The following is a 24,382-nucleotide window of genomic DNA, read 5'->3' on the forward strand; positions in this document are numbered from 1 at the left end:
TGGCTCAGACCAGCCACGCCGCGGCGTTCGGTGGGAGCTTCCCGTCGACCAGGGGACTGCTGCTGAGCAGCAGCTCTCCGGGCGGAAGTCCGATGGGGTCCGGCCCCGCGTTGAGAGCGCACACCAGCTTGCCGAGCGACCGGCGAAACGCCAGGCACCCGGGAGGTGCGCCGTACCATTCGATGCTCTCTCCGGCGAACTCCGGACGGGTCTTACGCAGTTCGATCGCCAGCCGATAGAGCGACAGCGTCGACTCCAGATCCTCGAGTTGCGACTCGACGGTGAGGTTCGACCACTCCGGCGGGATCGGCAACCAGGTCTTGGTGTTGCTGGAGAACGCGAAAGGGGGTGTCTCGCCTTCCCAGGGCAGGGGAATTCGGCAGCCGTCTCGACCACGCTCGGTATGGCCGGAACGTTCCCACACCGGATCCTGTAGTGCCTCGTCCGGCAGCTCGGCATTCGGCAACCCGAGTTCGGCACCGTTGTAGATGAATGCCGCACCCGGCAAGGCGAGCTCGACCAGGATCATCGCGCGTGCGCGGTCGAGCCCGGCGCGCGGATCGGTGTCGTCGGAGTACCTGGTGACCTCGCGCTCGACATCGTGGTTCGACAACGTCCACGTGGGTGTGCCGGAGACCGTTGCGACGGCTTCGAGGGAATGTTCGATGGCTTCGCGGATCTCCTCGGAGTCGAAACCCACCTTTGCCAGGCGGAAGTTGAAGCCGAGGTGGAGCTCGTCAGGGCGCACGTATTCGGCGAATCGGGTGTTGTCCTTCACCCAGATCTCGCCGACGGTCATCGCGTCGGGGTAGTCGTCGAGCACTCCGCGGATTTGGCGGTGGATGTCGTGCACACCGTCGTTGTTGAACCGCGGATCGTCGTCGTCGTTGGTGAGCAGGCCGAAAGCTTCGTGGTCCATGTCCGGGAGGCCGTCGGGTTTGGCCATGCCGTGTGCCACATCGATCCGGAACCCGTCCACGCCACGGTCGAGCCAGAACCGCAGCGTGCGCTCGAGGTCGGCGAACACCTCTGGGTTGTCCCAGTTCAAGTCCGGTTGTTCGGGTGCGAACAGATGCAGATACCACTGTCCGGGCTCGCCGTCGGGTCCCGTGGTGCGTGTCCATGCCGGACCGCCGAAAACGCTGGGCCAGTTGTTGGGCGGCTCGTCGCCGTTTTCGCCCTTGCCGTCGCGGAAGATGTAGCGTTCGCGCGCCGCGCTCCCGGGCTCGGCGGAGAGGGCTTCGACGAACCAGGCGTGTTGGTCGCTGGTGTGGTTGGGTACCAGGTCCATGGTGATCTTGATGCCTCGCCCGTGTGCCTCGGCGATGAGCAAATCGAGGGCTTCGAGTCCACCGAACAGTGGGTCGACATCGCGCGGGTCGGACACGTCGTAACCGTGGTCGGCCATCGGTGACTTCATGACGGGGCTGAGCCAGATGGCGTCGATGCCCAGCAGTTCGAGGTAGCCGAGCTTGTCGATCACACCGGCCAGATCGCCAACCCCGTCTCCGTTGTTGTCCGAGAACGAGCGCGGATAGATCTGGTAGAAAACCGCGTTCTGCCACCACAGTGGATAGTCCGACTGCACATGCTGCTGAACCTGGTGTGGCGCACCGGTTTCAGCGGCGGAAAGGTCGTTCTTCACGTCACTCACCCGCATCATCTTGCCTCACGATCGTTGTTTGCCCGCGATCCCGGGGCCGCTCCGCGAGCCAGGTCAGATAGGTGTATTCACCATGGACTGGGCCGCCATCTCCATGTACTCGGTGAGCGCCTGCCGGTGAGGCGGGTCGAGCCGGGTGGAATCGATGGAGGCGATGGCTGTGTGCATGCATCTGAGCCAGGCGTCCCGTTCGAGTGGGCCGACACGGAAGGGGTTGTGTCGCATCCGCAGCCGGGGATGCCCGCGCTCGTCGGAGTACGTGCGGGGCCCGCCCCAGTACTGGATGAGGAACATACGCATTCGGCGTTCTGCCGGGCCCAGGTCTTCCTCGGGGTACAGCGGCCGGAGGATCTCGTCGGCTGCCACCTCCCGATAGAAGCGCGCCACGAGGTCGACGAACGTCTGCTCGCCGCCCACCGCGTCGTAGAACGTGCGGACCGGCTCCGTCTGCGTGGAACCGGCGTCGCCGGCCGGGTCCGTCTGCGATGAATCAGTCACGGGAACCATTGTTCCAGAGCCGGACCATCATGCGCATATCCCGCGATACGCAGAGTTCACGCAAAAGACCAGTTGCAGCTGGTCTTATTGTCGTGCATTTCTGCCATATCCGTGTTGAACTGAATCGTTCCCATCGAGGTCGGTTGGTTGGCCGGGAGGTTAGATGTCGCGTACGAAGTCGCAGCGGGAAAAGGTCCACGCGGGGTCTGAACGCGTGCCCCATCACCCCGGTAACTCGTCTGTGACCACCTTGACGCCTGGGTCTCGCGGCACCTCGGTAGATGCCATCGGCGGGCCGCCTGCGCGGATGAACACACGGTGGGGAAAACACCGGGTACTCCTTCTCAATGCCACCTACGAACCCCTCGCGGCGATCTCGATACGCAGGGCGATAGTCCTGGTGCTGCGCGAACGGGCCGACGTCATCCACGAGGATGGTGCCGGCCCTCTCATTCATTCGGCAGAGATGGCGCTCGCGGTGCCGTCTGTGATCCGGCTCCGCAACTACGTGCGGGTGCCGTACCGGGCGGTCGTCCCGATGACCAGAGCAGCATTGATGCAGCGCGATCGATCCCGCTGCGGCTATTGCGGCGGTAAGGCGGACACGATCGACCACGTCGTCCCCCGGAGTCGCGGAGGTACCCACACATGGGACAACTGCGTCGCGTGCTGCGCCTCCTGCAACCACAAGAAGGCGGATCGGTTGCTCGGCGAACTCGGCTGGACCCTCAAGGCAACTCTGAGCGCACCCAAGGGGCGCCATTGGCGTCTTCTCGCCACCGTCAAGGACTTCGACCCCGCATGGTCGCGGTACCTCGACTCGGGTGCCGCGTAGGAGTCCGACGCGCCACCGCGACCTCGGCGAGGCGTCCGTGAGCGGCGTCCGCTAAGTTCTCAGATGAAAGACGACTGCTGAAGGGCGGATGTGGTGGAAGACCTGATTGTGGCGATCGGTTTACCGGTCGTCATCCTCACTGTGATCTCGGTTGTGCTGGTGGTCGGTGCGATGACCCTCACTTTTGGCGTCAAGTACCCGAAGGTGCAGCCCTACACGATCGACCAGAAGTGGGAGCACGAACCGCTGCTGTTCAGCGCCACCGACGTCACACCGGTTGCGCCCGGGTACCACGGGCATGGACACGACGATCTGATCGGAGGCTCGGCAAGTGGCAAGTGGTGAAATCGTAAGGGCGAACATCGACCCTGACACCCTCCCCATGGGTGCCACGGTGACCGGTAGCGGGCGCGTCTCGGCTGCCCGGTTCCCCGGCGCCGCGCCGGCCACGCCGCCGTTTCGGCGTGACGAACTGATTGCGCTCGACGATGCACTGTCCGACGCCACGGATCGGACGGGCATCCGTTTCTCGATCTACATCGGCGACCTCGGACCCGACGCGTTCGCAGGCGCGTCGGCGGTGCTGCCGAGCGTGCCCGAACCCGAACACGCAGCGTTGATCGCGGTCTCGCCGAACACCAAGGATGTTGTGGTCGTCTCCGGCCGGGAAGTCGCTCCGCGGCTCAACGACCGGGTTGCTCAGCTGGGCGTGACCGCCGCGATCGCAGGTATCCGCGCGGGCGATCTCGTCGACGGATTGATCTCGGCGATACGAGTCATCGCTTCGGCGGTCACCATCCGCTGATCTGATACCTACACAAGGGCGGGGCAACCACTGTGGTTGCCCCGCCCTTGTTATGTCTGGCCTGTGTGCCGTCTCAGCTCTTGTCGAACTCCCGTGCGCGCAGGGCACGGGCCACGGTGTCGCGGCCTTCGGAGATCAGTCGACGCAGGGCCGGGGGATGGTCAGCGGACAACAACTCGTCGGCCAGTGCCAACCCGTTCTCGTCGGCGGCCCAGTTGGGGTACAGCCCGACAACCACCGTCTGGGCTACCTCACTGGAGCGCCGTTGCCACACCTGCGGGACCGCCTCGAAGTACTTCTGGGTGTACGGCTCAAGCAACTCACCCTGCCCCGGACGCACGAAGCCGGCGATCACGGACCGACCCAGAGTGTTCGAGAGGGTGTCGTCCTCGACCGCCTTGGACCAGGCGTCGGCCTTCGCCTCGGCGAGGGGACGGGCTGCCCGGGCCTTGGCAGCCTGCCGGCCGCCCGCCGAGGTGTTGTCTCGTTCGAATTCCGCATCGATGACAGGTGTTGTCGACGGATCGGTGTCGATGGCACCGGCGGTGGCCAAGGCGTTCACGATCGACCAGCGCAGGTCGGTGTCGACGGTGAGACCGGGTAGCCCTTGATCGGCGGGGTCCGAGTCGAGAAGCGACTGCACGATCTCCGCCTGTCCGGGCCCCAGGACGCCAGAGAGCAGCGTGTTGACGAAGGCCAATTGATGGTCCGAGCCCGGTTCGGCAGCGCGCGCGAGTTCCAGCAGCCGCGCGCTGAAACCCGGCCAGCCTTCCGACTTCGCCCAGTGCGGGTCCGCGTAGGCGTCGATCGCGGTCTGCGCCTGCAACAGGACTCGTTGCACCACACCGATTTCGGTCTCCGAGCCGATACCCTCCTGGACCAGGGCCACGAACTCGCGTGCCCGCATCTCCGCCTGGCGAGTCATCTCCCACGCTGCCGACCAGACGAGTGTGCGCGGCATCGATTCACTGATGTCGCCCAATCGGCTGGTGGCCGTCGCCAGTGAGTCGGGATCCAGCCGCACCGAGCAGTACGTGAGATCGTCGTCGTTGAGCAGGATCAGCCGGCCGCGATCAACGCCGACGAGGTCGTCGACCGCCGTGCGGCCACCCTCGACATCGAGTTCCACTCGTTTGGTCCGGACCAGCTTTCCGTCGACGTCGTCATAGATGCCGACGGCCAGTCGGTGCGTGCGGGTCTCGCCGGCGCCCGGCGCGGCGCCATCCTGGATGATCTCGAAGCGGGTGAATGCGCCGGCATCGTCGAGGTCGAAGTCGGGCCGCATCACGTTGATGCCGGTGGTCTTCAACCACTGCGATCCCCAGTCCGAAAGGTCACGGCCAGAAGACTTCTCGAGTGCCCCGAGAAGATCACCGAATGTCGCGTTCCCGAACTTGTGGGCCTGGAAATAGTCGCGGAGACCGGCGAGGAAGTGGTCGAGGCCGACGTACGCGACAAGCTGCTTGAGTACCGAAGCGCCTTTGGCGTAGGTGATTCCGTCGAAGTTCACCTCGACGGCGGCGATGTCGGGGATGTCGGCTGCCACCGGGTGTGTCGACGGCAATTGATCCTGTCGATACGCCCACGACTTCTCGACGTTGGCGAACGTGGTCCAGGCGTTCTTGTACTCGGTCGCCTCGGATTGGCACAGCACCGAGGCAAATGTTGCGAACGATTCGTTGAGCCACAAGTCATCCCACCACTGCATGGTGACGAGATCGCCGAACCACATGTGGGCCATCTCGTGCAGCACGGTCTCGGCGCGCCGCTCGTACAGATACTTCGTGACCTTCGAACGAAAGACATAATCCTCGAGGAACGTGACTGCGCCCGCATTCTCCATCGCGCCCGCGTTGAACTCGGGAACGAAGAGCTGGTCATACTTGCCGAATGCGTAAGGGATGCCGAAGTTCTTGTGATAGAACTCGAATCCTTGTTTGGTCTCGGTGAACAGTCGCCCGGAATCCATGAACTCGGCCAGCGACGATCGGCAGAAGATCCCGAGGTCGATGGTGCCGTGCTCATCGGTGTACGAGTCGGTCCACTGCGCATAGGGGCCCGCGATGAGAGCCACCAGGTACGTGCTCAGCAGGGGTGTCGTGGCGAAAGTGTGCCTGCCGGGCGTTGTCTCGGTACCCGCGCCGTTGGAGATCACCTTCCAGTCCGCGGGCGCGGTCACCGACACGTCGAACGTTGCCTTCATGTCCGGCTGATCGAAGCACGCGAACATGCGTTTGGCGTCGGCCGTCTCGAACTGTGAGTAGAGGTATACGGAGTCGTCGGTGGGGTCGACGAATCGGTGCAGACCCTCCCCGGTGTGTGAATAGACACAGTCGGCCACGACCTCGAGTGTGTTCTGTTCCGCCAGTTGGGCGAGCGCCAGCCCGTCCTCTTCGGTGTAGGCCGACAGGTCCACCGGCTCCCCGTTGAGCGTGGCGCTGTACACCTTCTCGGCGATGAGGTCGACAAACGACGACGACCCGGGTTCGGCCGAGAACGCGATGGTGACCGATGAACGGAACGTCTTCTCGCCTGGTTTGCCCGATCCGTCCGTGAGGTCGAGGTCGATCGCGTAGTTGGAGACCGAGATGTTCGCCGAGCGCTCGCTCGCAAGATCACGGGTCAAGTTTGGTGCCGCCACGTTGCCTCGCCTTTCCGATTGCCATTTGTGTACTCACCCACCGTATGGCCTGTCCCTACGGGGGCGCGCGACCACGGGCGGGAATGCAGGCGGACGCCGGTTGTTGTCACCTGCAGGTGGTTAATCTGCTGACGAACCGACTGTCCCCGGATGAACCGACTGTCCCCGGATGAAGGAGTGATCTGCGCATGACCGACTCGATTGATCGTGTTGATTTCTGGTTCGACCCGTTGTGCCCCTGGTGCTGGATCACCTCGCGCTGGATCCTCGAGGTGGAGAAGGTTCGCACCATCGAGACCAGTTTCCACATCATGAGTCTGGCGGTGCTGAACGAGGGCAAGGACATTCCCGATGAGTACCGCGAGGGGCTCAAACAGGCGTGGCGTCCCGTGCGGGTGATCGCCGCGGCACAGGCCGAGCGCGGCGACGAGATCCTGGCTCCGCTGTACACCGCGATGGGGACACTGATCCACAACAAGGGCAACAAGGACTTCGATTCCGTGATCGCCGAATCGCTGGCCGAGGTGGGCCTTCCCGCGGAATTGGCGGCGGCCGCCGACGAGACGACCTTCGACGACGCGATCCGTAAGAGTCATCACGCCGGCATGGACAAGGTGGGAGACGACGTGGGAACACCGACGATCCACATCAACGATGTCGCCTTCTTCGGCCCGGTACTCTCGCGGATCCCCAGAGGGGAAGATGCGGGCAGGGTGTGGGACGGCGCGGTGGCGCTCTCGAGCTACCCGCACTTCTTCGAACTCAAGCGCAGCAGGAACGAAGACCCTCAGTTCGACTGAGGCGCAGGTCCCTCCTGGCGGGGCTGTTGGTCGATGTCGTCCTTCGGGGGGCCGGCCGGCGGCCCCGCCGGTGTGTGGAATGGGGGATGGCCAGGGGGACCTTGCAGCACGGGAGGCTGCGGTCCGGGCGGTGGCAGCACCTGAACATGTCCGCTGCCGATGCCCCGGACGAGATGTTTCGGACGAAAGAACATTCGGCCGGGCGCGGTCCGGTTTCGCAGGGCGGCGGCACGCCAGGTGAGCACGGGATGACTGGAGCGCAGATTCGTCAGCCAGGTGAAGAACCCTTTCTCGTGGGTGGCCCGGTCGGCGAACTCGTCGAAGTCCACCGAGGTCAGCATGTACTTGCCCGCGGCGAGCACGCCGATCGCGCCTGGCGAACCCGATGGCTGGTTGTAATACCCGTGGTTGTCGGCCGTGTACTCCATCGATCTCGACAGGGCCTGCCCGAGGACCGGGATGTTCATCCCCACGATCGACCCGAGTTGACGCCAGTAGGACACGTGGCCTGCGGCGATGTGCCCGACCTCGTGGCCGATGATGAAGCGCAGCGATTCGGGGCTGCGGGCCTGACCGCCGATCTCGAAAAGATCTGAGTACACCACCACGAAGCGCCGGAAACCATGACCGGACGCGTAGGCGTTGATGGTTCCGTTTCCCAGGACCACATAAGCGTCGGGTACGTGTTCGAGCCCGAAGCGACGTGCGGCGTCGACCACCATCTGGTACCCCTCCGGGAACTGGGTGGGGCTCATCTTCACCCCGTTGACGCGCGGCATCGCGTACGTGAGGCCACGGATCAGATACAGCAACAGCGGTGCGACGAGGATCAGGATGAACCAGGTGTCGAGTGAACCGCTGGCCACGAGCACGACACCGATCACGTAGGCGCCCACACCGATCACGAGGATGAGGACCAGCATCGGGATCTCCCACGGATGGCGCCGGGGCTGACCGGCGTATGGCGCGGGCGCCAGCCAGTGCGTGACGGGCTGCGGCGGCGCCGGAAACTGCGGTGGATACACGAGACCAATCTAGGGGAATGCGGCCCGTGCGACGGTGACCGTGAATGATCTGTGGTCGGGCACAGATCCGGTGGTGGACTCTGACAGACTGTTCGCCATGCGCGTGTATCTAGGTGGCGACCATGCCGGCTTCGAACTCAAAGGCCAGATCTCTGAACACCTGACGTCCGGTGGGCACGAGGTGATCGACTGCGGGGCGCACGAATACGACGCCGTCGACGACTACCCGGCGTTCTGCGTGGAGGCCGCCCGCCGCACCGTCGCAGACGAGGGGAGCCTCGGCATCGTCCTCGGCGGCAGTGGCAACGGCGAGCAGATCGCGGCGAACAAGGTTCCCGGTGCCCGATGTGCGCTCGCCTGGAGCGTGGAGACCGCCCAGCTGGCGCGGCAGCACAACAACGCTCAGCTGATCGGCATCGGCGGCCGCATGCACAGCAAAGAAGAGGCCTTGGCGATCGTGGATGCTTTCGTCACCACGGAGTGGTCCGGCGAAGAACGTCATCAGCGACGGATCGACATCCTCTCCGAATACGAGCGCACCGGCACCCCACCGGCCCTGCCTGCCGACTGACCGCAGGGGCGGGCCGTGCCGGAAGGGCATACGCTCCACCGTCTGGCGCGACTGCACCAGCGGAAGTTCGCCAGGCAGACGGTCACTGTCACCAGCCCACAAGGCAGGTTCGCCGCAGCAGCAGCCCGACTCGACGGCCAGGTGTTCTCAAGGGCAGAGGCTTGGGGCAAGCACCTGGTCCATCGGTATGCCGGTGGAGAACTGGTGCACATCCATCTCGGTCTGTACGGGTCGTTCTCCGACGGTCCCTCACCGTTGCCGCCGCCGGTCGGCCAGGTCCGGATGCGGATGGAGACCGACGAGTACGGAACCGACCTTCGCGGGCCAACCGCCTGCGAACTGTTCACGCCGGCCGATCTCGCTGCGCTGACGTCTCGGCTCGGACCGGACCCTCTGCGTAAAGATGCGGATGCGGAACAGGCATGGAGCGCGATAGCGAAGTCACGCAAGCCAATTGGTGCACTACTGATGGATCAAAAAGTGTTGGCCGGTGTGGGGAACGTCTATCGGGCCGAAGTGCTGTTCCGTGCTTCGATCAACCCGTTTCGCCCTGGTAGCGATGTGTCCCGAGACGAATGGGACGCGATATGGGCGGACCTGGTGAACTTGATGACCGTGGGAGTCCGGCGAGGCAAGATCCACGTCATCCGGCCCGAAGACGATCACGGCGCACCCTCGTACGGTCCCGGCCGACCCCGGACGTACGTGTACCGCCGTACCGGTGAACCCTGCCGTATATGCGGCACGCCGATCCTGATGACCGACATGGCCGCACGCAAGGTCTACTGGTGCCCGGTCTGCCAAGCCGACTGAGCATCGCGGGCCCGAATGAGTGCCGACACAGCAAGGCCTCAGGTTGACCCGGCACGATGGGGCGATGGCCACTGTGACGATCCTGGCGGTCGGGGGTACGGGCGAGACCCATCGGAAGGACCCTCGTACGGCGGTGTCCGGAATGCTGGCCCAGGTGACAGATCGACTCGATGAGCGGTTCGACTGCCGGTGGGTCCGATACCCGGCCAGTTACGGACCCGTGCCCCGACGCAACGGGATCAGTTATCGGGAGAGTGTTGCTGCCGGTGTCGACAACTTACGCGCCGAAATGGCGCGGGCGTCCGGGCCGGTGATGCTGATCGGCTACTCGCAGGGTGCGGTGGTCATCCGGCAGTTGTTGGCGATCACACATGCACATGTGGCCGCTGTCGGTTTTGTCGCCGATCCGTACCAGCCGCCCGGCGTGGTCGCGGGCTGCGATGGTTTCGGTTTGGCCGGACACGGGCCGGGTCTGCCCGAGGGGCTGCCGGCGCTCTGGATCGGTCATCCGGGTGACGTGATCTGCAACGCAAGCGACGACTCATTGCTGCGCGACCTTGCTGATCTCACCGCGACGTTCTCGACGAGAGATGTTCGGAGCTGGTTCGGCGGGTTGTGGCACATACTGCGCAGCAACAGTTTTCAGAACGCGGCGAGGACATCGCTGCATCCTCGTCAGTGGCGACGGGACCTCCGGCGGCTGCGTGTGCTGGCAATCGAGTTGGCCGGTTATCTTCCGACGCGGGTGCATCTGGGGAGGCTGGTCATCGCCAATCGGCGAGGTGGACGCCACATTGCCTATGGGTTCGAGCCGTTGGATCCCGACGGGCTCACCGGGTGCGAGATGCTGAGTCGTTGGCTTCAGGTCCAGGCCACTTTCTTGCCGGACACCGGTCGTCACGACGTCGCCTGACTGCCACCCGGGGACGCTCCGCCATAACAATTCACTCGTCTGAAATGTGCAGGGGTCCGAGGTGGGTGACACTGATCCCGACGTATCAACGCTGGGAGAAGTCACGTGGACCATTACGACCTTGTTGTCATCGGCTCCGGCCCGGCTGGGCAGAAGGCTGCCATTGCCGCCGCGAAACTCGGTAAACGCGCGGCGGTGATCGAACGGCGCAACATGGTGGGCGGAGTGTGCATCAACACCGGCACCATCCCGTCGAAGACGTTGCGCGAAGCGGTCCTCTACCTCACCGGCCTGAACCAGCGTGAACTGTACGGCCAGTCGTATCGGCTGAAGACCGACATCACCGTGGGCGATCTGTCGGCCCGTACCGCTCACGTCGTCGGTAAGGAAATCGACGTCATCCAGAATCAGTTGTCGCGCAACAGGGTTGCATTGTTGCTCGGCAGTGCGGCCTTCATCGGCCCGAACGAGATCGAGATCACCACCGGCGACGGTGACCACAAGAACGTGACGTTCGACCACGCCGTGATCGCAGTCGGCACCCGTCCCGCGCGTCCCGACACGGTCGAGTTCGACGGCGTGACCATCGTCGACTCCGACCAGATACTCGGGATGGACCGGGTTCCTACGTCCATGGTGGTGGTGGGCGCAGGGGTGATCGGCATCGAATATGCGTCGATGTTCGCCGCGCTGGGCACCAAGGTCACCGTGGTGGAGCAGCGTTCGAGCATGCTGGACTTCTGTGACCGTGAGGTGGTCGAGGCTCTGCAGTATCAGATGCGTGACCGCGGCGTCACGTTTCGATTCGGCGAGACCGTGCAGATGGTCGAAAAGCACACATCGGGCAGTGTGACCGTTCTGCAGTCGGGCAAGAAGATCCCGTCCGACACGGTGCTCTACTCGGCAGGACGTCAAGGTGTCACCGACGAACTCAACGTGGCCGCAGCGGGTCTCGAGGCCGACAAACGTGGCCGCTTGACTGTCGACGGCAGCTTCCGGACAGCGGTGAGCCACATATACGCGGTGGGAGATGTGATCGGCTTCCCGGCACTTGCCGCGACCGCGATGGAACAGGGGCGGCGCGCAGCGTACGACGCGTTCGGGGAGCCGGTCGGCGAGACCGATTCGTCGAAGCACCCGATCGGCATCTACTCGATCCCGGAGATCAGTTACGTCGGCAAGACCGAAGACCAACTGACCGCGGCGAACGTCCCGTTCGAGGTGGGCGTCGCCCGGTACCGCGAACTCGCACGCGGGACCATCATGGGCGACGCCTACGGCATGTTGAAGCTCCTCGTCGATGCCCAGGACCGAAGCATTTTGGGGGTGCACGTATTCGGTTCCAACGCAGCCGAATTGGTCCACATCGGCCAGACGGTCATGGGTTGCGGTGGCACCATCGACTACCTCGTCGACGCGGTCTTCAACTACCCGACCCTCGCCGAGGGATACAAGGTTGCCGCTCTGGATGCGGTGAACAAGATGCGGGCCATCGCGCGTGTCACCGGCGTCGGCAACGGGTACGAGCTGGGCGCAGAGTAACAGCCGGCACAACAAAACCGGCGCCGAGAATGTTCTCGGCGCCGGTTTTGTCGGGATCAGGAGGTTCTAGCTGCCGGGGACGTACTGCCCGCCGATGGTGCCCTGCACCACGATCGGGGTGCCCTCGGGGAAGTTCTCGTACACGAACTGCGCATTCTCCGGGCTCAGGTTGATGCAGCCGTGGCTCACGTTGGTGTTGCCCTGCTGCGCGACCGACCATGGCGCGCCGTGGATGAAGATGCCGTCCCACGACATGCGGATCGCCCACTCGACGTAGGTGCGGTAGCCATTGGGGGAGTCGACCGGAACGCCGTACGTGGACGAATCCATGTACATGTCCCGGTACTTCTCCTTGGTGTAATAGGTGCCGTTCGGTGTCGGGTTCTCGTTCGAGCCCATCGAGATCGGCATCTTGCGTACGACCTTGCCGTCGTGCCAGACGGTGAGTTCGTGCGTGGCGTCGTCGGCGAGCGCCACCCAGCCGGTCTGGGTGGCAACCGGGGGAGCAGGCTCTGCGGGCGGCGCGGGCGCGGGTTCCGGGATCGGCTGCGGCGCGGGCGGCTGTGGAGCGGGGGTGTAGATGCCGGGAATGGTCGGCAGCGGCACACCGGGCAGGCCCGGAATGGTCGGAGCCGGCTGCGCGAATGCGGTTGCCGGAATCATCAGCGCCATGACGATCACGCCCACAACGGCGGCCAGGAGGCGGGTGACGCTGCGCCCGGAGGCGAACTTGCTGGTCGACACTGTGTTGGACCCTAACTTCGACGACAGGCTTATACGCTCCCCGAAAGCGCGGATTAATAGTTGCACGCATAAGACGGCCAGCCAAACGCAAAAGGCCTAGTTGTGGCGCGTGTCTACCGGTGTGGCACAAGTGAATGTGGTGTGCCTCACTTGTATTCACGCGGACCTCGACCACGCCGGCGGCGGTGCCGCGTTCGCCTGACCTGGTGCGCAAACGACAGAAGCCCTGGCCGGCAATGCGCTGACCAGGGCTTCTGAGGATGGAGCGGGTGACGGGAATCGAACCCGCGTAGCTAGTTTGGAAGACTAGGGCTCTACCATTGAGCTACACCCGCGTGCATACGATTTCGGCGGGATCGCCACCGTCGTCGTCTGCGAAAAGGACTGTACCGCCTCCGGCCCGCGGATCGAAAATCGCCTCGCCACCATCACCGGTTTAGGTGGAGACCGACACGGCACGTAGTATTTGCGTTCGGTTCCGCAGGCGGTGACAGACCCCTGCGGGCGGACCTACACGGGATGTGGCGCAGCTTGGTAGCGCATCCGCTTTGGGAGCGGAGGGTCGCAGGTTCAAATCCTGTCATCCCGACTCACGTGAGAAGGCAAGACAAGGGAGTCAAGTGAAGAGCACCGTCGAGCAGATCAGCCCGACGCGGGTCAAACTCAACGTCGAGGTCCCGTTCGCGGAACTCGAACCGGATTTCGCCCGCACCTACAAGACGCTGGCCCGCGACATCCGGATCCCCGGATTCCGGCCCGGCAAGGCCCCGGCCAAACTGATCGAGGCCCGAGTCGGCCGCGACGCAGTGCTCGCCCAGGTCGTGAACGAGGCGATCCCGGGCAAGTACAGCGAGGCCGTCGCCGAGACGGAGATCAAGGCGATCGGTCAGCCCGAGATCGACCTCTCCGAACTCGCGTACGGCGAGAGCATCACGTTCACCGCCGAGGTCGACGTGCGCCCGGACATCGATCTGCCCGACTACTCGACCCTCGAGGTCGAGGTCGAACCGGTCAAGGTCGACGACGAGGCTGTGGACGAGCAATTGCAGTCGCTGCGCGCACGTTTCGGCACCCTGACCGGTGTGGACCGGCCCGTCGCCGACGGCGACTTCGTGTCGATCGACCTCTCCGCCACGATCGACGGCAAAGAGGTCGAAGAGGCAGCCACGAGCGGTCTGTCGCACGAGGTGGGCTCCGGTGAGCTCATCGACGGACTCGACGAGGCCCTCATCGGCCTGAAGGCCGGCGAAGAGAAGACCTTCACGAGCACTCTCGTCGCCGGTGAGCACAGCGGCGATCAGGCCGAGGTCACCGTCAAGGTCCTCACCGTCAAGGAACGCGAGCTGCCCGAGGTCGACGACGAGTTCGCCCAGCTGGCGAGTGAGTTCGACACCGTGGACGAGCTGAAGGCTGATCTGCGTGAACGTGTCGCACGCTCGAAGAAGATGGAGCAGGCCAATGCGATCAGCGAGGCGCTTGTCGCCAAACTGACCGAGTCGGTCGAGATCCCGCTTCCCGAGGCCGTCGTCACGGCCGAGGTCGACGGACAGGTCCACCAGGTGGTGCACAGCCTCGGACACGACGAGGCGGCGTTCGAGCAGCTGCTCGAGGCGCAGGGCACCACCCGCGAGAAGTTCGAGGCCGAGACACGCGAGGCGGCCGAGAAGTCGGTCAAGACCCAGCTGTTGCTCGACGCCATCGCCGACCAGCAGGACACCGAGGTCGGCCAAGACGAGCTGATGCAGCAGATCATGTTCCAGGCGCAGCGTTACGGCATGCAGCCGGCGGAGTTCGCGCAGCAGCTGCAGCAGGCAAATCAGGTGGGCGCGGTGTACGCCGAGGTCCGCCGGAGCAAGGCGCTGTCGTCGATCGTGCACCTGGTGACCGTCAAGGACACCGAGGGCGAGGCCGTCGACACCGAAGAGTTCTTCGGTAAGCCGACATCCGACGAGGACGCCGACACGTCGGCATCCGATGAGTCGTAGCTGGTAAAACGCCAGCACAATTTCTGCTGTCAGCGAATAGGGGCGACGCCGGGCCATCGGCGTCGTCCCTATTCGTTAGGGTCGAAGACAGCAATCAAATGACTGTGAGTCCGTTGAACGAAAACCCCGGAAATCTTTCCGGGACGTCGAAGGTAGGTACCGTGACTGAGCCGAAGATCCACACGCCCGCGCTCTCCGGAGCAACCGCGAGTTCGGGTATCGGTCTGAATTTGTCCGACTCGGTCTTCGAGCGTCTGCTCCGCGAGCGGATCATCTTCTTGGGCACCCAGGTCGATGACGAGATCGCGAACCGGCTGTGCGCCCAGATCCTGCTGCTCGCCGCAGAGGACCCGACCAAGGACATCAGCCTCTACATCAATTCACCCGGTGGCTCGGTGACGGCCGGCATGGCGATCTTCGACACCATGCAGCTCGCCCCCTGCGACATCGCCACATACGCGATGGGCATGGCCGCCTCGATGGGACAGTTCCTGCTCGCCGCGGGCGCCAAGGGCAAGCGCCACGCCCTGCCTCACGCGCGCATCATGATGCACCAGCCGTCTGCCGGCATCGGCGGAACCGCTGCCGACATCGCCATCCAGGCCGAGCAATTCGCGCTGACGAAGAAAGAGATGAACAAGCTCAACGCCGAGTTCACCGGTCAGCCTCTCGAGAAGATCGAAGAGGACGCAGACCGCGACAAGTGGTTCACGGCCGAGGCCGCCAAGGAATATGGGTTTGTCGACCACGTCATCACACGCGCCTGATCTCAGTCTCGCGCCCGAACCGAACCCGTCGCACACTCACCGGAGAGACCGAGAAGACATGAACAACCTTTCACCCCAGTCGCGGTACATCCTGCCCTCGTTCATCGAGCACACGCCGAACGGCGCTCGCGAGTACAACCCCTACGCCAAGCTCTTCGAAGAGCGAATCGTGTTCCTGGGCACGCCGATCGACGAGACGGTTGCCAACGACATCATGGCCCAGCTGCTGGTGCTCGAGTCGCAGGACCCTGACCGCGACATCATCATGTACGTCAACTCGCCCGGTGGCAGCGTGCCGGCGATGCTTGCCATCTACGACACCATGCAGTACGTGCACTGCGACATCGCGACCGTCTGCCTCGGCGAGGCGGCATCGGCCGCGGCCATCGTCCTGGCCGCCGGAACACCGGGTAAGCGTGCGGCGCTGCCCAACGCCACCGTTCTGATCCACCAGCCCCGCACCGGCGGTGCATACCAGGGCCAGGTGTCCGACCTCGAGATCCAGGCGGCCGAGATCGAGCGGATCCGCAAGCGGCTCGACGACATCCTCGCCGAGCACACCGGGCAGCCGGCGGACAAGATCCGCAAGGACACCGATCGCGACAACATCCTGACCGCACAAGCGGCCAAAGAGTACGGGATCATCGACGAGGTCTTCGAGTACCGGAAGAAGTCAGGAAAGAAGTAGCGCCGCGCTCGGCCCGCCGTCCTCGGCGGCGGGCAAGAGCGGTCGTGGGCAGGCAAAAAGGCCCGCGACATTTGGCTTTATCGGTCGAAGTTCCGCCGACGTACGGGTACGGTCGTGGTTACTGTGCTCCGCATGGGCTGGGGCGGACCACCGGACTTCACGTCTTTGGAGCATCAGGGTAAGGGAAGTAGGTACAGCAACAGATGGCACGTATCGGAGATGGTGGCGATCTGCTGAAATGTTCTTTCTGCGGGAAGAGCCAAAAGCAGGTCAAGAAGCTGATCGCTGGCCCCGGCGTGTACATCTGCGATGAGTGCATCGACCTGTGCAACGAGATCATCGAGGAAGAGCTGGCCGAGACCAGCGATGTCAAACTCGATGAACTCCCCAAGCCCATGGAAATCCGGGATTTCCTGGAGAACTACGTCATCGGTCAGGACACCGCCAAGCGCACCCTGGCCGTCGCGGTCTACAACCACTACAAGCGCATCCAGGCGGGTGACCGCAAGGACTCGCGCGGCATGGAGCCCGTGGAGCTCGCGAAGTCGAACATCCTGATGCTCGGTCCGACGGGCTGTGGAAAGACCTACCTCGCGCAGACCCTGGCGAAGATGCTGAACGTGCCGTTCGCCATCGCCGACGCCACGGCGCTCACCGAGGCCGGCTACGTGGGCGAGGATGTCGAGAACATCCTGCTCAAGCTCATCCAGGCGGCCGACTACGACGTCAAGCGGGCCGAGACCGGCATCATCTACATCGATGAGGTCGACAAGATCGCCCGCAAGAGCGAGAACCCGTCGATCACCCGAGACGTCTCGGGTGAAGGCGTGCAGCAGGCATTGCTCAAGATCCTCGAGGGCACACAGGCATCGGTACCTCCGCAGGGCGGTCGTAAGCACCCCCATCAAGAGTTCATCCAGATCGACACCACAAACGTGCTCTTCATCGTGGCCGGCGCATTCGCCGGACTCGACAAGATCGTGTCGGATCGAATCGGCAAGCGCGGCATCGGATTCGGCACGGAGGTCGCCAAGAACGACGACGACAGTGCTGACCACTTCGCCGAGGTCATGCCCGAGGACCTGATCAAGTTCGGTCTGATCCCCGAGTTCATCGGCCGACTGCCGGTGATCGCCTCGGTGACCAACCTCGACAAGGAATCCCTTGTCAGCATCCTGTCGCAGCCGAAGAACGCGCTCGTCAAGCAGTACGCGCGACTTTTCGACATGGACGGTGTGGAACTCGAATTCACCGAGGACGCTCTCGAGGCCATCGCGGATCAGGCGATCCACCGTGGCACCGGTGCTCGTGGTCTTCGGGCCATCATGGAAGAGGTCCTGCTCCCCGTGATGTACGACATCCCGAGCCGCGATGATGTCGCGAAGGTGGTTGTCACGGGAGAAACCGTGCGCGACAACGTTCTTCCCACCATCGTTCCCCGCAAGCCGCGGCGCGACGAACGGCGCGACAAGAGCGCCTGAGCCGCTGGGCTATTCGAGGACGCGGTGACCGGCCGAGTACACGTTCATCGATTCTCCGCGGAGAAACCCGACGATCGTCAGGTCGTTGTCGTTGCCCAGATCCACCGCCAGTGACGATGGCGCGGACACCGCCGCGAGAATCGGTACTCCGGCCATGACGGCTTTCTGCGCGAGCTCGAAAGACGCGCGGCCGGACACCATCAGCACTGTTGCCCGTAAAGGCAACATTCGTTGTGTCACAGCCCATCCGATCACCTTGTCGACGGCATTGTGGCGACCCACGTCTTCGCGAACCGCGAGGAGTTCGCCGTCGGTGGTGAACAGCGCCGCGCCGTGTACTCCGCCGGTCGCGTCGAACGTCTTCTGCAGCGACCGCAACTGCTCTGGCATGGTGAAGAGCGTGTCGACGTCCACGGTCGAGGGATCGTCCTCCAACCGGTAGTTGGATGCCAGTCGAACAGCGTCGAGGGATGCCTTTCCGCACACACCGCACGATGACGTGGTGTAAAAATTCCGGGTCGACCCCGCCGGAAGCGGCCGGTCGCCGCGGAGGCTGACGTCGAGCACGTTGTAGGTGTTCCGGCCTTGGTCATCAACGCCGTCGCAATATCGGATGGTGCTGATGTCGTCCGCGCCGTCGATGAGTCCCTCGGTCATCAAGAAGCCGTGTGTGAGGTCGATGTCGGACCCAGGTGTGCGCATCGTGACCGAGAGCGCTTCTCCGCCAACACGAATCTCGAGGGGTTCCTCGACCGCGAGGGAGTCGGCCCGCGAATCGGTGTTGCCCGGCCGGATCCGGCGGACCCGCGTACGACTGGTGACTCGTCCCATGACGACCATCATCACCCTGTGCTCCCGTTTTCGCCCACGCGCCCCCGTGCTCGCGTTAACTGTCTCCATGGAGCATGAGCGAGTAGGCGCAGTTGTCCTGGCCGGTGGCGCGTCCAAGCGGATGGGCAGCGACAAAGCGGCATTGGAATGGAACGGCGAATCGATGCTCGGCCGGATCACCCGGATCGTGGGGGAACGATGCGACCCGGTTCTGGTGCTGGCCCCGGAGGGCTCGCCCGCCTATCAGGGCCTGCGGGCCGGCCATGATGGTGTCGAAGGCACCGCTGACAGCAGCTCCGCGGACGTCACCTGGGTGACCGGTGAGGCCGAAGGCGCCGGCCCGCTCGGTGGTCTCGCCACCGGCTTGGCCGCAGCCGCAGAACGTGGCCGCGACATCGTCTTCGTCTGCGCAACCGACATGCCCCTCGTCACCGCTGAGATGGTCGATGAACTGCTGCGCGGGCTCACCGACGCCGACGATGCCGCCATCGCCGTCGACTCGCAGCGGGCTCACCCACTGGCCGGGGTGTATCGCACCCGTGCGGCGGCCACGCTGGACGAGCTGGTCCAGGGTGGCGAACGCCGGATGCTGGCCGCAGTGGACGCTCTGCGAACCAACCGGGTGACGCTGAGCGATCCGACTTGGTTGACCAACGTCAACGCCCCCGAAGACCTGCACCGATTGCGTGTTCCCTGAGCAGGAGACCTGCACTTTCGTCTCTTCACCACCGACTGCCTAGAATTGGCCGGTGACCGAATCGTCCCAGCACTCCGACAGCACTCCCGAAGCCCTGCCCAAGACCTGGGACCCTGGCGTACACGAGGGACGGCTGTACCGGAACTGGGTCGAGGCCGGATACTTCACCGCGGACCCGTCCAGCGACAAGCCGCCGTTCTCCATCGTCCTGCCGCCGCCGAACGTGACGGGTTCGCTGCACATGGGACACGCCCTCGACCACGTTCTGATGGACGCCATGTGCCGCCGTCGGCGGATGCAGGGGTACGAGGTGCTCTGGCTCCCGGGAATGGACCATGCCGGTATCGCGACGCAGACCCTGGTCGAGCGTCAGCTGACGGGTCAGGGTATCGACAAGAACGACATCGGGCGTGACGAGTTCATCGATCGCGTGTGGAAGTGGAAGGCAGAATCCGGCGGCGCGATCGGTGCCCAGATGCGCAGCCTCGGCGACGGCGTCGACTGGAGTCGTGAACGCTTCACCATGGACGACGGACTGTCCCGCGCCGTGCAGACCGTGTTCAAGAAGATGTTCGACGAGGGATTGATCTACCGCGCCGAGCGACTCGTGAACTGGTCGCCGGTGCTGCAGACCGCGATCAGTGACATCGAGGTGAAGTACTCCGACGTCGAAGGCGAGCTCGTCAGCTTCAGGTACGGCTCCCTCGACGACAACGAACCCCACATCGTCGTTGCGACCACGCGAATGGAGACCATGCTCGGTGACACCGCGATCGCGGTGCATCCGGACGACGAGCGTTACAAACACCTGGTCGGCACCGAACTGGACCACCCATTTGTCGATCGCCGCATCCCGGTTGTCGCGGACGACTACGTTGATCCCGAATTCGGAAGTGGCGCAGTCAAGATCACGCCCGCGCATGATCCGAACGACTTCGCACTCGGAGCGCGACACAACCTGCCGATGCCGACGATGATGGACGAATCGGGTCGAGTCGCGGGTACCGGAACGCAATTCGACGGCCTCGATCGCGCGGAGGCGCGGGTCAAGGTCCGGGAGGTGCTGGCCGAACAGGGCCGCATCGTCAAGGAGGTGCGCCCGTATCTGCACAGCGTCGGGCACTCCGAGCGAAGCGGCGAACCGATCGAGCCGCGTCTGAGCATGCAGTGGTGGGTGCGGGTGGAGTCGCTGGCCAAGGCAGCCGGCGACGCGGTACGCAACGGCGACACCGTGATCCACCCTGCTTCGCTCGAACCGCGCTGGTTCGCATGGGTCGATGACATGCACGACTGGTGCATCTCGCGCCAGCTGTGGTGGGGGCATCGGATCCCGGTCTGGTACGGCCCGGACGGCGACATGGTGTGCGTGGGCCCGGGGGAGTCGGCGCCGGAAGGGTACGTGCAGGACAACGACGTCCTCGACACCTGGTTCTCGTCCGGACTGTGGCCCTTCTCCACCATGGGGTGGCCCGAGGAGAGCGCCGAGCTGGCCAAGTTCTATCCCACGTCCGTCCTGGTCACCGGGTACGACATCCTGTTCTTCTGGGTCGCCCGGATGATGATGTTCGGTACGTACGTCGCCGGGGTCATCGGCGAACAGATCGGCGCGGAGGCTCCGGTCCCGTTCCGGAACGTCTTCTTGCACGGTCTCGTTCGTGATGAGCACGGAAGCAAGATGTCGAAGTCGAAGGGCAACGGGATCGACCCGCTGGACTGGGTGAGCCAATACGGCGCCGATGCACTGCGGTTCACACTCGCGCGAGGTGCGAACCCCGGCGGCGACCTGTCCGTCGGCGACGATCTCGCGCAGTCCTCGCGCAATTTTGCCACCAAGTTGTTCAACGCCACCAAGTTCGCGTTGATGAACGGGGCGAAGGTCGGGGAGCTGCCGCCGCGTGCAGATCTGACCGACGCAGATCGATGGATTCTCGGGCGGCTCGACGAGGTTCATGCCGAGGCGGACGCGGGTTTCGAGGCCTATGAATTCTCGAAGGCCTGTGAGGCGCTGTACCACTTCGCCTGGGACGAGGTGTGCGACTGGTACCTCGAACTGGCCAAGGTGCAATTCGCTCGCGAAGACGAAACCGTCTCGGCCACAACGAAGATCGTTCTCGGAACCGTGCTCGATTCTCTGCTGCGAATGTTGCATCCGGTGATGCCGTTCGTCACCGAGGTCCTGTGGCAGGCCTTGACCGGTGGCGAATCCGTGGTCATCGCTGATTGGCCCACCGCATCAGGTGAAGCGGTCGATCGCGACGCACATCACCGCATCGAGGACACCCAGCGACTGATCACCGAGGTCCGCCGGTTCCGTAGCGACCAGGGACTCAAGCCGTCGCAGCGAGTCGCGGCCGAACTGATCGGACTCGAAGCCGCAGACCTCGTCGCACAGCGCGACTACATCGACTCACTGGCACGACTGAGCACAGTGGAGCCGGGCTTCGCGGCGACCGCGACCATCGAGGTGCGCCTGCGGGCGACGACGGTCACGGTGCAGATCGACACCTCCGGCACGATCGATGTGGCTGCGGAGAAGCGTCGTCTGGAGAAGGAGTTGGTCGCTGCGGAGAAGGAGCTGGCCACCACCACTGGGAAGCTGGCCAACGAGCAGTTCATGGCCAAGGCGCCCGACCATGTGAAGGCGAAGATCCAGACCCGGGCGCAGGTGGCCGAAGAAGAGATCGTCCGCATCAAGGCCAAACTGACCGAACTGGATTCGCGGTCGTGACGGGCCCCCAGGTACCGACCGCGGAGGACCTCGCCGAGCTCGGTGAGGTGGAGGCGCAGCTCGACACCCGCTGGCCCGAGACGAAGATCGAACCGAGCTTGGCCAGGATCTCAGCTCTGATGGATCTGCTGGGGTCGCCGCAACACGGCTATCCAGCGATCCACGTGGCCGGCACGAACGGGAAGACCTCGGTCACGAGGATGATCGACGCGCTGCTCACCGCTCTCCATCGGCGTACGGGCCGCATCACCAGTCCGCATCTGCAGTTGGCCACCGAACGCATCTCGATCGATGGGGAGCCGATCTCGCCGCGTGTCTACGTGGACACCTACCGAGAACTCGAGCCCTACATCGACATGATCGACGATCGGTCACTCGCGGCCGACGGCCCACGGATGAGCAAGTTCGAGGTCCTCACCGCGATGGCCTACACGGCCTTCGCCGAGGCGCCGGTGGATGTCGCGGTGGTCGAGACAGGCATGGGCGGCAGGTGGGATGCCACCAACGTGATCAACGCTTCGGTAGCCGTGATCACCCCGATCGCGATGGACCACAGCGACTATCTGGGTGACACCCTCACGGCCATCGCGGGGGAGAAGGCCGGGATCATCAAGAAGGCCCCGGATGCACTGGTGCCGACCGACCCGGTGACCGTGCTCGCCGTCCAGCAGCCGGAGGTGGCCGACGTGCTCCTGCGCGCCGCGGTCGAGGCCGACAACTTCGTGGCCCGTGAGGGCTCGGAGTTCGCAGTGCTCGAACGCCGGACCGCGGTGGGCGGACAGATGCTCACGCTTCAGGGCCTCGGCGGCGAATACTCCGAACTGTTCCTGCCTCTGCACGGAGCCCACCAGGCGTCGAATGCGGCGCTCGCACTCGCGGCGGTCGAGGCCTTTTTCGGCGCCGGTGCGGACCGGCAACTCGACATCGAGGCGGTGCGCGCCGGCTTTGCCGCAGTCACCAGTCCGGGACGGTTGGAGCGGGTGCGTTCGGCGCCGACTGTCTTCCTCGACGCGGCGCACAACCCACACGGTGCCGCTGCGCTGGCGGCCGCTCTGAACGAGGAATTCGACTTCCGGCGGCTGATCGGCGTCATCAGTGTGATGGCGGACAAGGACGTCGCAGGATTACTCGCCGCGTTCGAGCCGGTGTTCGACGCCATCGTGCTCACCCACAACGGATCCCCGCGGGCGATGGACCCGGAGCAACTGGCCGACGTGGCAATCACGATCTTCGGCGAGGATCGGGTTCAGGTTCGCGGCTTCCTGCCCGATGCGGTCGAAACCGCCATCGAATTGGCCGAGGAGAACCTCGACGAGGCCGAGGGCATGTCGGGAACCGGCGTGGTGATCACCGGCTCGGTGGTGACGGCGGGCGCTGCTCGCACCCTCTTCGGCAAGGACCCGGCATGAGCCCTCAAAACCCTGACCCATCAGCGCGATTCACGCCGCCGACGGTCGATCCGTGGCGTGGTCTACGGGGTGTGATGGCCGGAACGCTCATCCTGGAAGCAATAGTGGTGATGCTGGCGTTTCCGATCGTCGTCCGGGTCGGCGGCGGACTGACTGCGTGGTCGGCTGTATATCTCGGTGTGCTGACGCTCGCTCTCATCCTCGGTTCGGGGCTGCAGGGCAGAAGCTGGGCGCTCCCGTATGACCTTGCGCTGCAAGTGATCACCGTGGCCGGGTGGATAGTCCACTGGTCGATCGGGGCCGTCGGTGTGGTGTTCCTGCTGGTGTGGTTGTACATCGCCTACATCAAGCGGGACGTTCGTCTTCGAATGGAACGCGGCTTGCTGAACGGGCAAGAGCCGATCACCGACTGACGCAAGGTCAAATCGTGTTGTCCGGTAACGAGTTTTGTCGTTGCCGGAACGTGACCTGAAAACTCGCATTTCGGGTTCCGTGGAGCCATCGACGCTGACAAGATCGCAGACACACGTAACCGTCGAAAGGCCCAGCTTTTATGTCTCGTCTCGCATCCGTTCCTGCCGTACTCGCAGCCGGCGCCGCCTGCATCGTCGCGGGGACTGCACTCGGTGCGGGCTCGGCATCGGCTGTCGCGGGCCCACCCATGCCGGTGGGTGGCAGTCAGTTCAGTTACACCGCGACCCATGCTCTGACTCAGCGGGCCGCGGACATGGACCTGCCGGAGTTCGTGGCATCGCTCCCGGTGCCCACCGAGTACAAGCCGGCGAACCTGGCACTGGCCGCGCGTTTCGACGTCGCCGTCCAAGAGGCGCTTGCGTCGCCGGGCGGCTGCATCCAGGTGGTCATCGATCCGGCGCCCACCACGGGTGGCGTGTTCAGCTACGGGTTCTTCGGAGTCGACGGCGCGTACTGCCAGCCGTAGGGCGGT

The 24,382-nt window shown here is 64.4% G+C and carries 23 protein-coding genes and 2 tRNA genes; 18 read left to right on the plus strand and 7 right to left on the minus strand.

Going from position 1 to position 24,382, the window contains the following annotated elements:
- Nucleotides 1-4: 4 nt before the first annotated feature.
- Nucleotides 5-1,588: a glycoside hydrolase family 13 protein gene (locus CSW57_RS22390; RefSeq protein ID WP_223249478.1), complete on the minus strand. Its 1,584-nt coding sequence runs from the start codon at nucleotides 1,586-1,588 to the stop codon at nucleotides 5-7.
- 129 nt (nucleotides 1,589-1,717) lie between these two features.
- Nucleotides 1,718-2,170, minus strand: a complete 453-nt coding sequence (locus tag CSW57_RS22395) for a globin (protein WP_051721101.1) — start codon at nucleotides 2,168-2,170, stop codon at nucleotides 1,718-1,720.
- Between the two features lie 154 nt (nucleotides 2,171-2,324).
- On the opposite strand from CSW57_RS22395, the gene CSW57_RS22400 reads away from it, so the two are divergent.
- The 3 genes from CSW57_RS22400 to CSW57_RS22410 all read left to right on the plus strand — a co-directional run bounded on the left by CSW57_RS22400 (nucleotide 2,325) and on the right by CSW57_RS22410 (nucleotide 3,801).
- Entirely contained in the window at nucleotides 2,325-2,996 is a 672-nt protein-coding gene (locus CSW57_RS22400) for an HNH endonuclease (protein WP_030163752.1), read from the plus strand.
- A 93-nt stretch (nucleotides 2,997-3,089) separates the two neighbouring features.
- Nucleotides 3,090-3,341: an aa3-type cytochrome oxidase subunit CtaJ gene (gene ctaJ / locus CSW57_RS22405; RefSeq protein ID WP_030163750.1), complete on the plus strand. Its 252-nt coding sequence runs from the start codon at nucleotides 3,090-3,092 to the stop codon at nucleotides 3,339-3,341.
- Entirely contained in the window at nucleotides 3,328-3,801 is a 474-nt protein-coding gene (locus CSW57_RS22410) for a DUF5130 family protein (protein ID WP_223249442.1), read from the plus strand. The genes ctaJ and CSW57_RS22410 overlap by 14 nt, the downstream gene beginning before the upstream one ends.
- A gap of 73 nt (nucleotides 3,802-3,874) precedes the next feature.
- On the opposite strand, the gene pepN is transcribed toward CSW57_RS22410, so the two are convergent.
- On the minus strand, nucleotides 3,875-6,442 hold the full coding sequence (gene pepN, locus CSW57_RS22415; RefSeq protein ID WP_099384852.1) for an aminopeptidase N: 2,568 nt from the start codon (nucleotides 6,440-6,442) through the stop codon (nucleotides 3,875-3,877).
- 188 nt (nucleotides 6,443-6,630) lie between these two features.
- Here pepN and CSW57_RS22420 point away from each other — a divergent pair, with 188 nt between their 5' ends.
- On the plus strand, nucleotides 6,631-7,242 hold the full coding sequence (locus CSW57_RS22420) for a mycothiol-dependent nitroreductase Rv2466c family protein (protein WP_099384853.1): 612 nt from the start codon (nucleotides 6,631-6,633) through the stop codon (nucleotides 7,240-7,242).
- On the opposite strand, the gene CSW57_RS22425 is transcribed toward CSW57_RS22420, so the two are convergent.
- Nucleotides 7,230-8,276 (minus strand): M48 family metallopeptidase, encoded by a 1,047-nt coding sequence (locus CSW57_RS22425; RefSeq protein WP_099384854.1) that lies wholly within the window; start codon nucleotides 8,274-8,276, stop codon nucleotides 7,230-7,232. The two genes, CSW57_RS22420 and CSW57_RS22425, sit on opposite strands and share 13 nt — an antisense overlap.
- 88 nt (nucleotides 8,277-8,364) lie before the next feature.
- Between CSW57_RS22425 and CSW57_RS22430 the strand changes: the two genes are divergently transcribed.
- The 4 genes from CSW57_RS22430 (at nucleotide 8,365) to sthA (ending at nucleotide 12,106) form a co-directional block, all read left to right on the plus strand.
- Nucleotides 8,365-8,838, plus strand: a complete 474-nt coding sequence (locus CSW57_RS22430; RefSeq protein WP_030163741.1) for a ribose-5-phosphate isomerase — start codon at nucleotides 8,365-8,367, stop codon at nucleotides 8,836-8,838.
- A gap of 15 nt (nucleotides 8,839-8,853) precedes the next feature.
- On the plus strand, nucleotides 8,854-9,651 hold the full coding sequence (locus tag CSW57_RS22435; protein WP_099384855.1) for an Fpg/Nei family DNA glycosylase: 798 nt from the start codon (nucleotides 8,854-8,856) through the stop codon (nucleotides 9,649-9,651).
- Between the two features lie 64 nt (nucleotides 9,652-9,715).
- Complete coding sequence (locus CSW57_RS22440; protein WP_099384856.1) at nucleotides 9,716-10,564, plus strand: PE-PPE domain-containing protein; 849 nt, start codon at nucleotides 9,716-9,718, stop codon at nucleotides 10,562-10,564.
- 105 nt (nucleotides 10,565-10,669) lie between these two features.
- Nucleotides 10,670-12,106 carry a Si-specific NAD(P)(+) transhydrogenase gene (gene sthA, locus CSW57_RS22445; RefSeq protein ID WP_099384857.1) on the plus strand — a complete coding sequence of 479 codons (1,437 nt, stop codon included), beginning with the start codon at nucleotides 10,670-10,672 and terminating at the stop codon, nucleotides 12,104-12,106.
- 66 nt (nucleotides 12,107-12,172) lie between these two features.
- Here sthA and CSW57_RS22450 read toward each other — a convergent pair whose 3' ends face one another.
- Nucleotides 12,173-12,850, minus strand: coding sequence for a L,D-transpeptidase (locus tag CSW57_RS22450; protein WP_223249444.1), 678 nt, complete (start codon nucleotides 12,848-12,850; stop codon nucleotides 12,173-12,175).
- Between the two features lie 261 nt (nucleotides 12,851-13,111).
- Nucleotides 13,112-13,185 (minus strand) — tRNA-Gly (locus tag CSW57_RS22455).
- A 180-nt stretch (nucleotides 13,186-13,365) separates the two neighbouring features.
- Between CSW57_RS22455 and CSW57_RS22460 the strand changes: the two genes are divergently transcribed.
- From CSW57_RS22460 to clpX, 5 genes are all read left to right on the plus strand, one after another.
- Nucleotides 13,366-13,439: transfer RNA gene (locus tag CSW57_RS22460), tRNA-Pro, on the plus strand.
- Nucleotides 13,440-13,470: 31 nt separating this feature from the next.
- Nucleotides 13,471-14,835: a trigger factor gene (tig, locus tag CSW57_RS22465; RefSeq protein ID WP_189339409.1), complete on the plus strand. Its 1,365-nt coding sequence runs from the start codon at nucleotides 13,471-13,473 to the stop codon at nucleotides 14,833-14,835.
- Between the two features lie 161 nt (nucleotides 14,836-14,996).
- Nucleotides 14,997-15,602: an ATP-dependent Clp protease proteolytic subunit gene (locus CSW57_RS22470; protein ID WP_099385045.1), complete on the plus strand. Its 606-nt coding sequence runs from the start codon at nucleotides 14,997-14,999 to the stop codon at nucleotides 15,600-15,602.
- Nucleotides 15,603-15,660: 58 nt separating this feature from the next.
- Nucleotides 15,661-16,290: an ATP-dependent Clp protease proteolytic subunit gene (locus CSW57_RS22475; protein WP_023960403.1), complete on the plus strand. Its 630-nt coding sequence runs from the start codon at nucleotides 15,661-15,663 to the stop codon at nucleotides 16,288-16,290.
- A gap of 203 nt (nucleotides 16,291-16,493) precedes the next feature.
- Nucleotides 16,494-17,771: an ATP-dependent Clp protease ATP-binding subunit ClpX gene (clpX, locus tag CSW57_RS22480; protein ID WP_030163729.1), complete on the plus strand. Its 1,278-nt coding sequence runs from the start codon at nucleotides 16,494-16,496 to the stop codon at nucleotides 17,769-17,771.
- Nucleotides 17,772-17,780: 9 nt separating this feature from the next.
- Here the strand turns inward: clpX and fdhD are convergent, their stop codons facing one another.
- On the minus strand, nucleotides 17,781-18,602 hold the full coding sequence (gene fdhD / locus CSW57_RS22485) for a formate dehydrogenase accessory sulfurtransferase FdhD (protein ID WP_099385046.1): 822 nt from the start codon (nucleotides 18,600-18,602) through the stop codon (nucleotides 17,781-17,783).
- A 67-nt stretch (nucleotides 18,603-18,669) separates the two neighbouring features.
- Between fdhD and mobA the strand changes: the two genes are divergently transcribed.
- The 5 genes from mobA to CSW57_RS22510 all read left to right on the plus strand — a co-directional run bounded on the left by mobA (nucleotide 18,670) and on the right by CSW57_RS22510 (nucleotide 24,376).
- Nucleotides 18,670-19,299, plus strand: a complete 630-nt coding sequence (gene mobA, locus CSW57_RS22490; RefSeq protein WP_099384859.1) for a molybdenum cofactor guanylyltransferase — start codon at nucleotides 18,670-18,672, stop codon at nucleotides 19,297-19,299.
- Between the two features lie 52 nt (nucleotides 19,300-19,351).
- The gene (locus CSW57_RS22495; RefSeq protein WP_099384860.1) at nucleotides 19,352-22,027 is read left to right on the plus strand and encodes a valine--tRNA ligase; all 2,676 of its coding nucleotides are present in this window, start codon (nucleotides 19,352-19,354) and stop codon (nucleotides 22,025-22,027) included.
- On the plus strand, nucleotides 22,024-23,436 hold the full coding sequence (gene folC / locus CSW57_RS22500) for a bifunctional tetrahydrofolate synthase/dihydrofolate synthase (RefSeq protein WP_099384861.1): 1,413 nt from the start codon (nucleotides 22,024-22,026) through the stop codon (nucleotides 23,434-23,436). Before CSW57_RS22495 ends, folC begins: the two co-directional genes overlap by 4 nt.
- Nucleotides 23,433-23,849 (plus strand): DUF4233 domain-containing protein, encoded by a 417-nt coding sequence (locus tag CSW57_RS22505; RefSeq protein ID WP_099384862.1) that lies wholly within the window; start codon nucleotides 23,433-23,435, stop codon nucleotides 23,847-23,849. The genes folC and CSW57_RS22505 overlap by 4 nt, the downstream gene beginning before the upstream one ends.
- Nucleotides 23,850-23,989: 140 nt before the next feature.
- A complete protein-coding gene (locus CSW57_RS22510) occupies nucleotides 23,990-24,376 on the plus strand; it encodes a hypothetical protein (RefSeq protein WP_099384863.1) in 387 nt (128 codons plus the stop codon).
- The last annotated feature ends 6 nt before the right edge of the window (nucleotides 24,377-24,382 follow it).

It is taken from the genome of Williamsia muralis, from assembly GCF_002735905.1.
GTDB lineage: Bacteria > Actinomycetota > Actinomycetes > Mycobacteriales > Mycobacteriaceae > Williamsia > Williamsia muralis_A.

Coding starts and splice junctions, on each gene's coding strand:
- clpX (WP_030163729.1), top strand. CDS start 16,494: ATGGCACGTATCGGAGATGGTGGCGATCTGCTGAAATGTTCTTTCTGC.
- CSW57_RS22400 (WP_030163752.1), top strand. CDS start 2,325: ATGTCGCGTACGAAGTCGCAGCGGGAAAAGGTCCACGCGGGGTCTGAA.
- CSW57_RS22395 (WP_051721101.1), bottom strand. CDS start 2,170: ATGGTTCCCGTGACTGATTCATCGCAGACGGACCCGGCCGGCGACGCC.
- CSW57_RS22420 (WP_099384853.1), top strand. CDS start 6,631: ATGACCGACTCGATTGATCGTGTTGATTTCTGGTTCGACCCGTTGTGC.
- CSW57_RS22475 (WP_023960403.1), top strand. CDS start 15,661: ATGAACAACCTTTCACCCCAGTCGCGGTACATCCTGCCCTCGTTCATC.
- CSW57_RS22505 (WP_099384862.1), top strand. CDS start 23,433: ATGAGCCCTCAAAACCCTGACCCATCAGCGCGATTCACGCCGCCGACG.
- fdhD (WP_099385046.1), bottom strand. CDS start 18,602: ATGGGACGAGTCACCAGTCGTACGCGGGTCCGCCGGATCCGGCCGGGC.
- CSW57_RS22430 (WP_030163741.1), top strand. CDS start 8,365: ATGCGCGTGTATCTAGGTGGCGACCATGCCGGCTTCGAACTCAAAGGC.
- CSW57_RS22440 (WP_099384856.1), top strand. CDS start 9,716: ATGGCCACTGTGACGATCCTGGCGGTCGGGGGTACGGGCGAGACCCAT.
- CSW57_RS22510 (WP_099384863.1), top strand. CDS start 23,990: ATGTCTCGTCTCGCATCCGTTCCTGCCGTACTCGCAGCCGGCGCCGCC.
- mobA (WP_099384859.1), top strand. CDS start 18,670: ATGGAGCATGAGCGAGTAGGCGCAGTTGTCCTGGCCGGTGGCGCGTCC.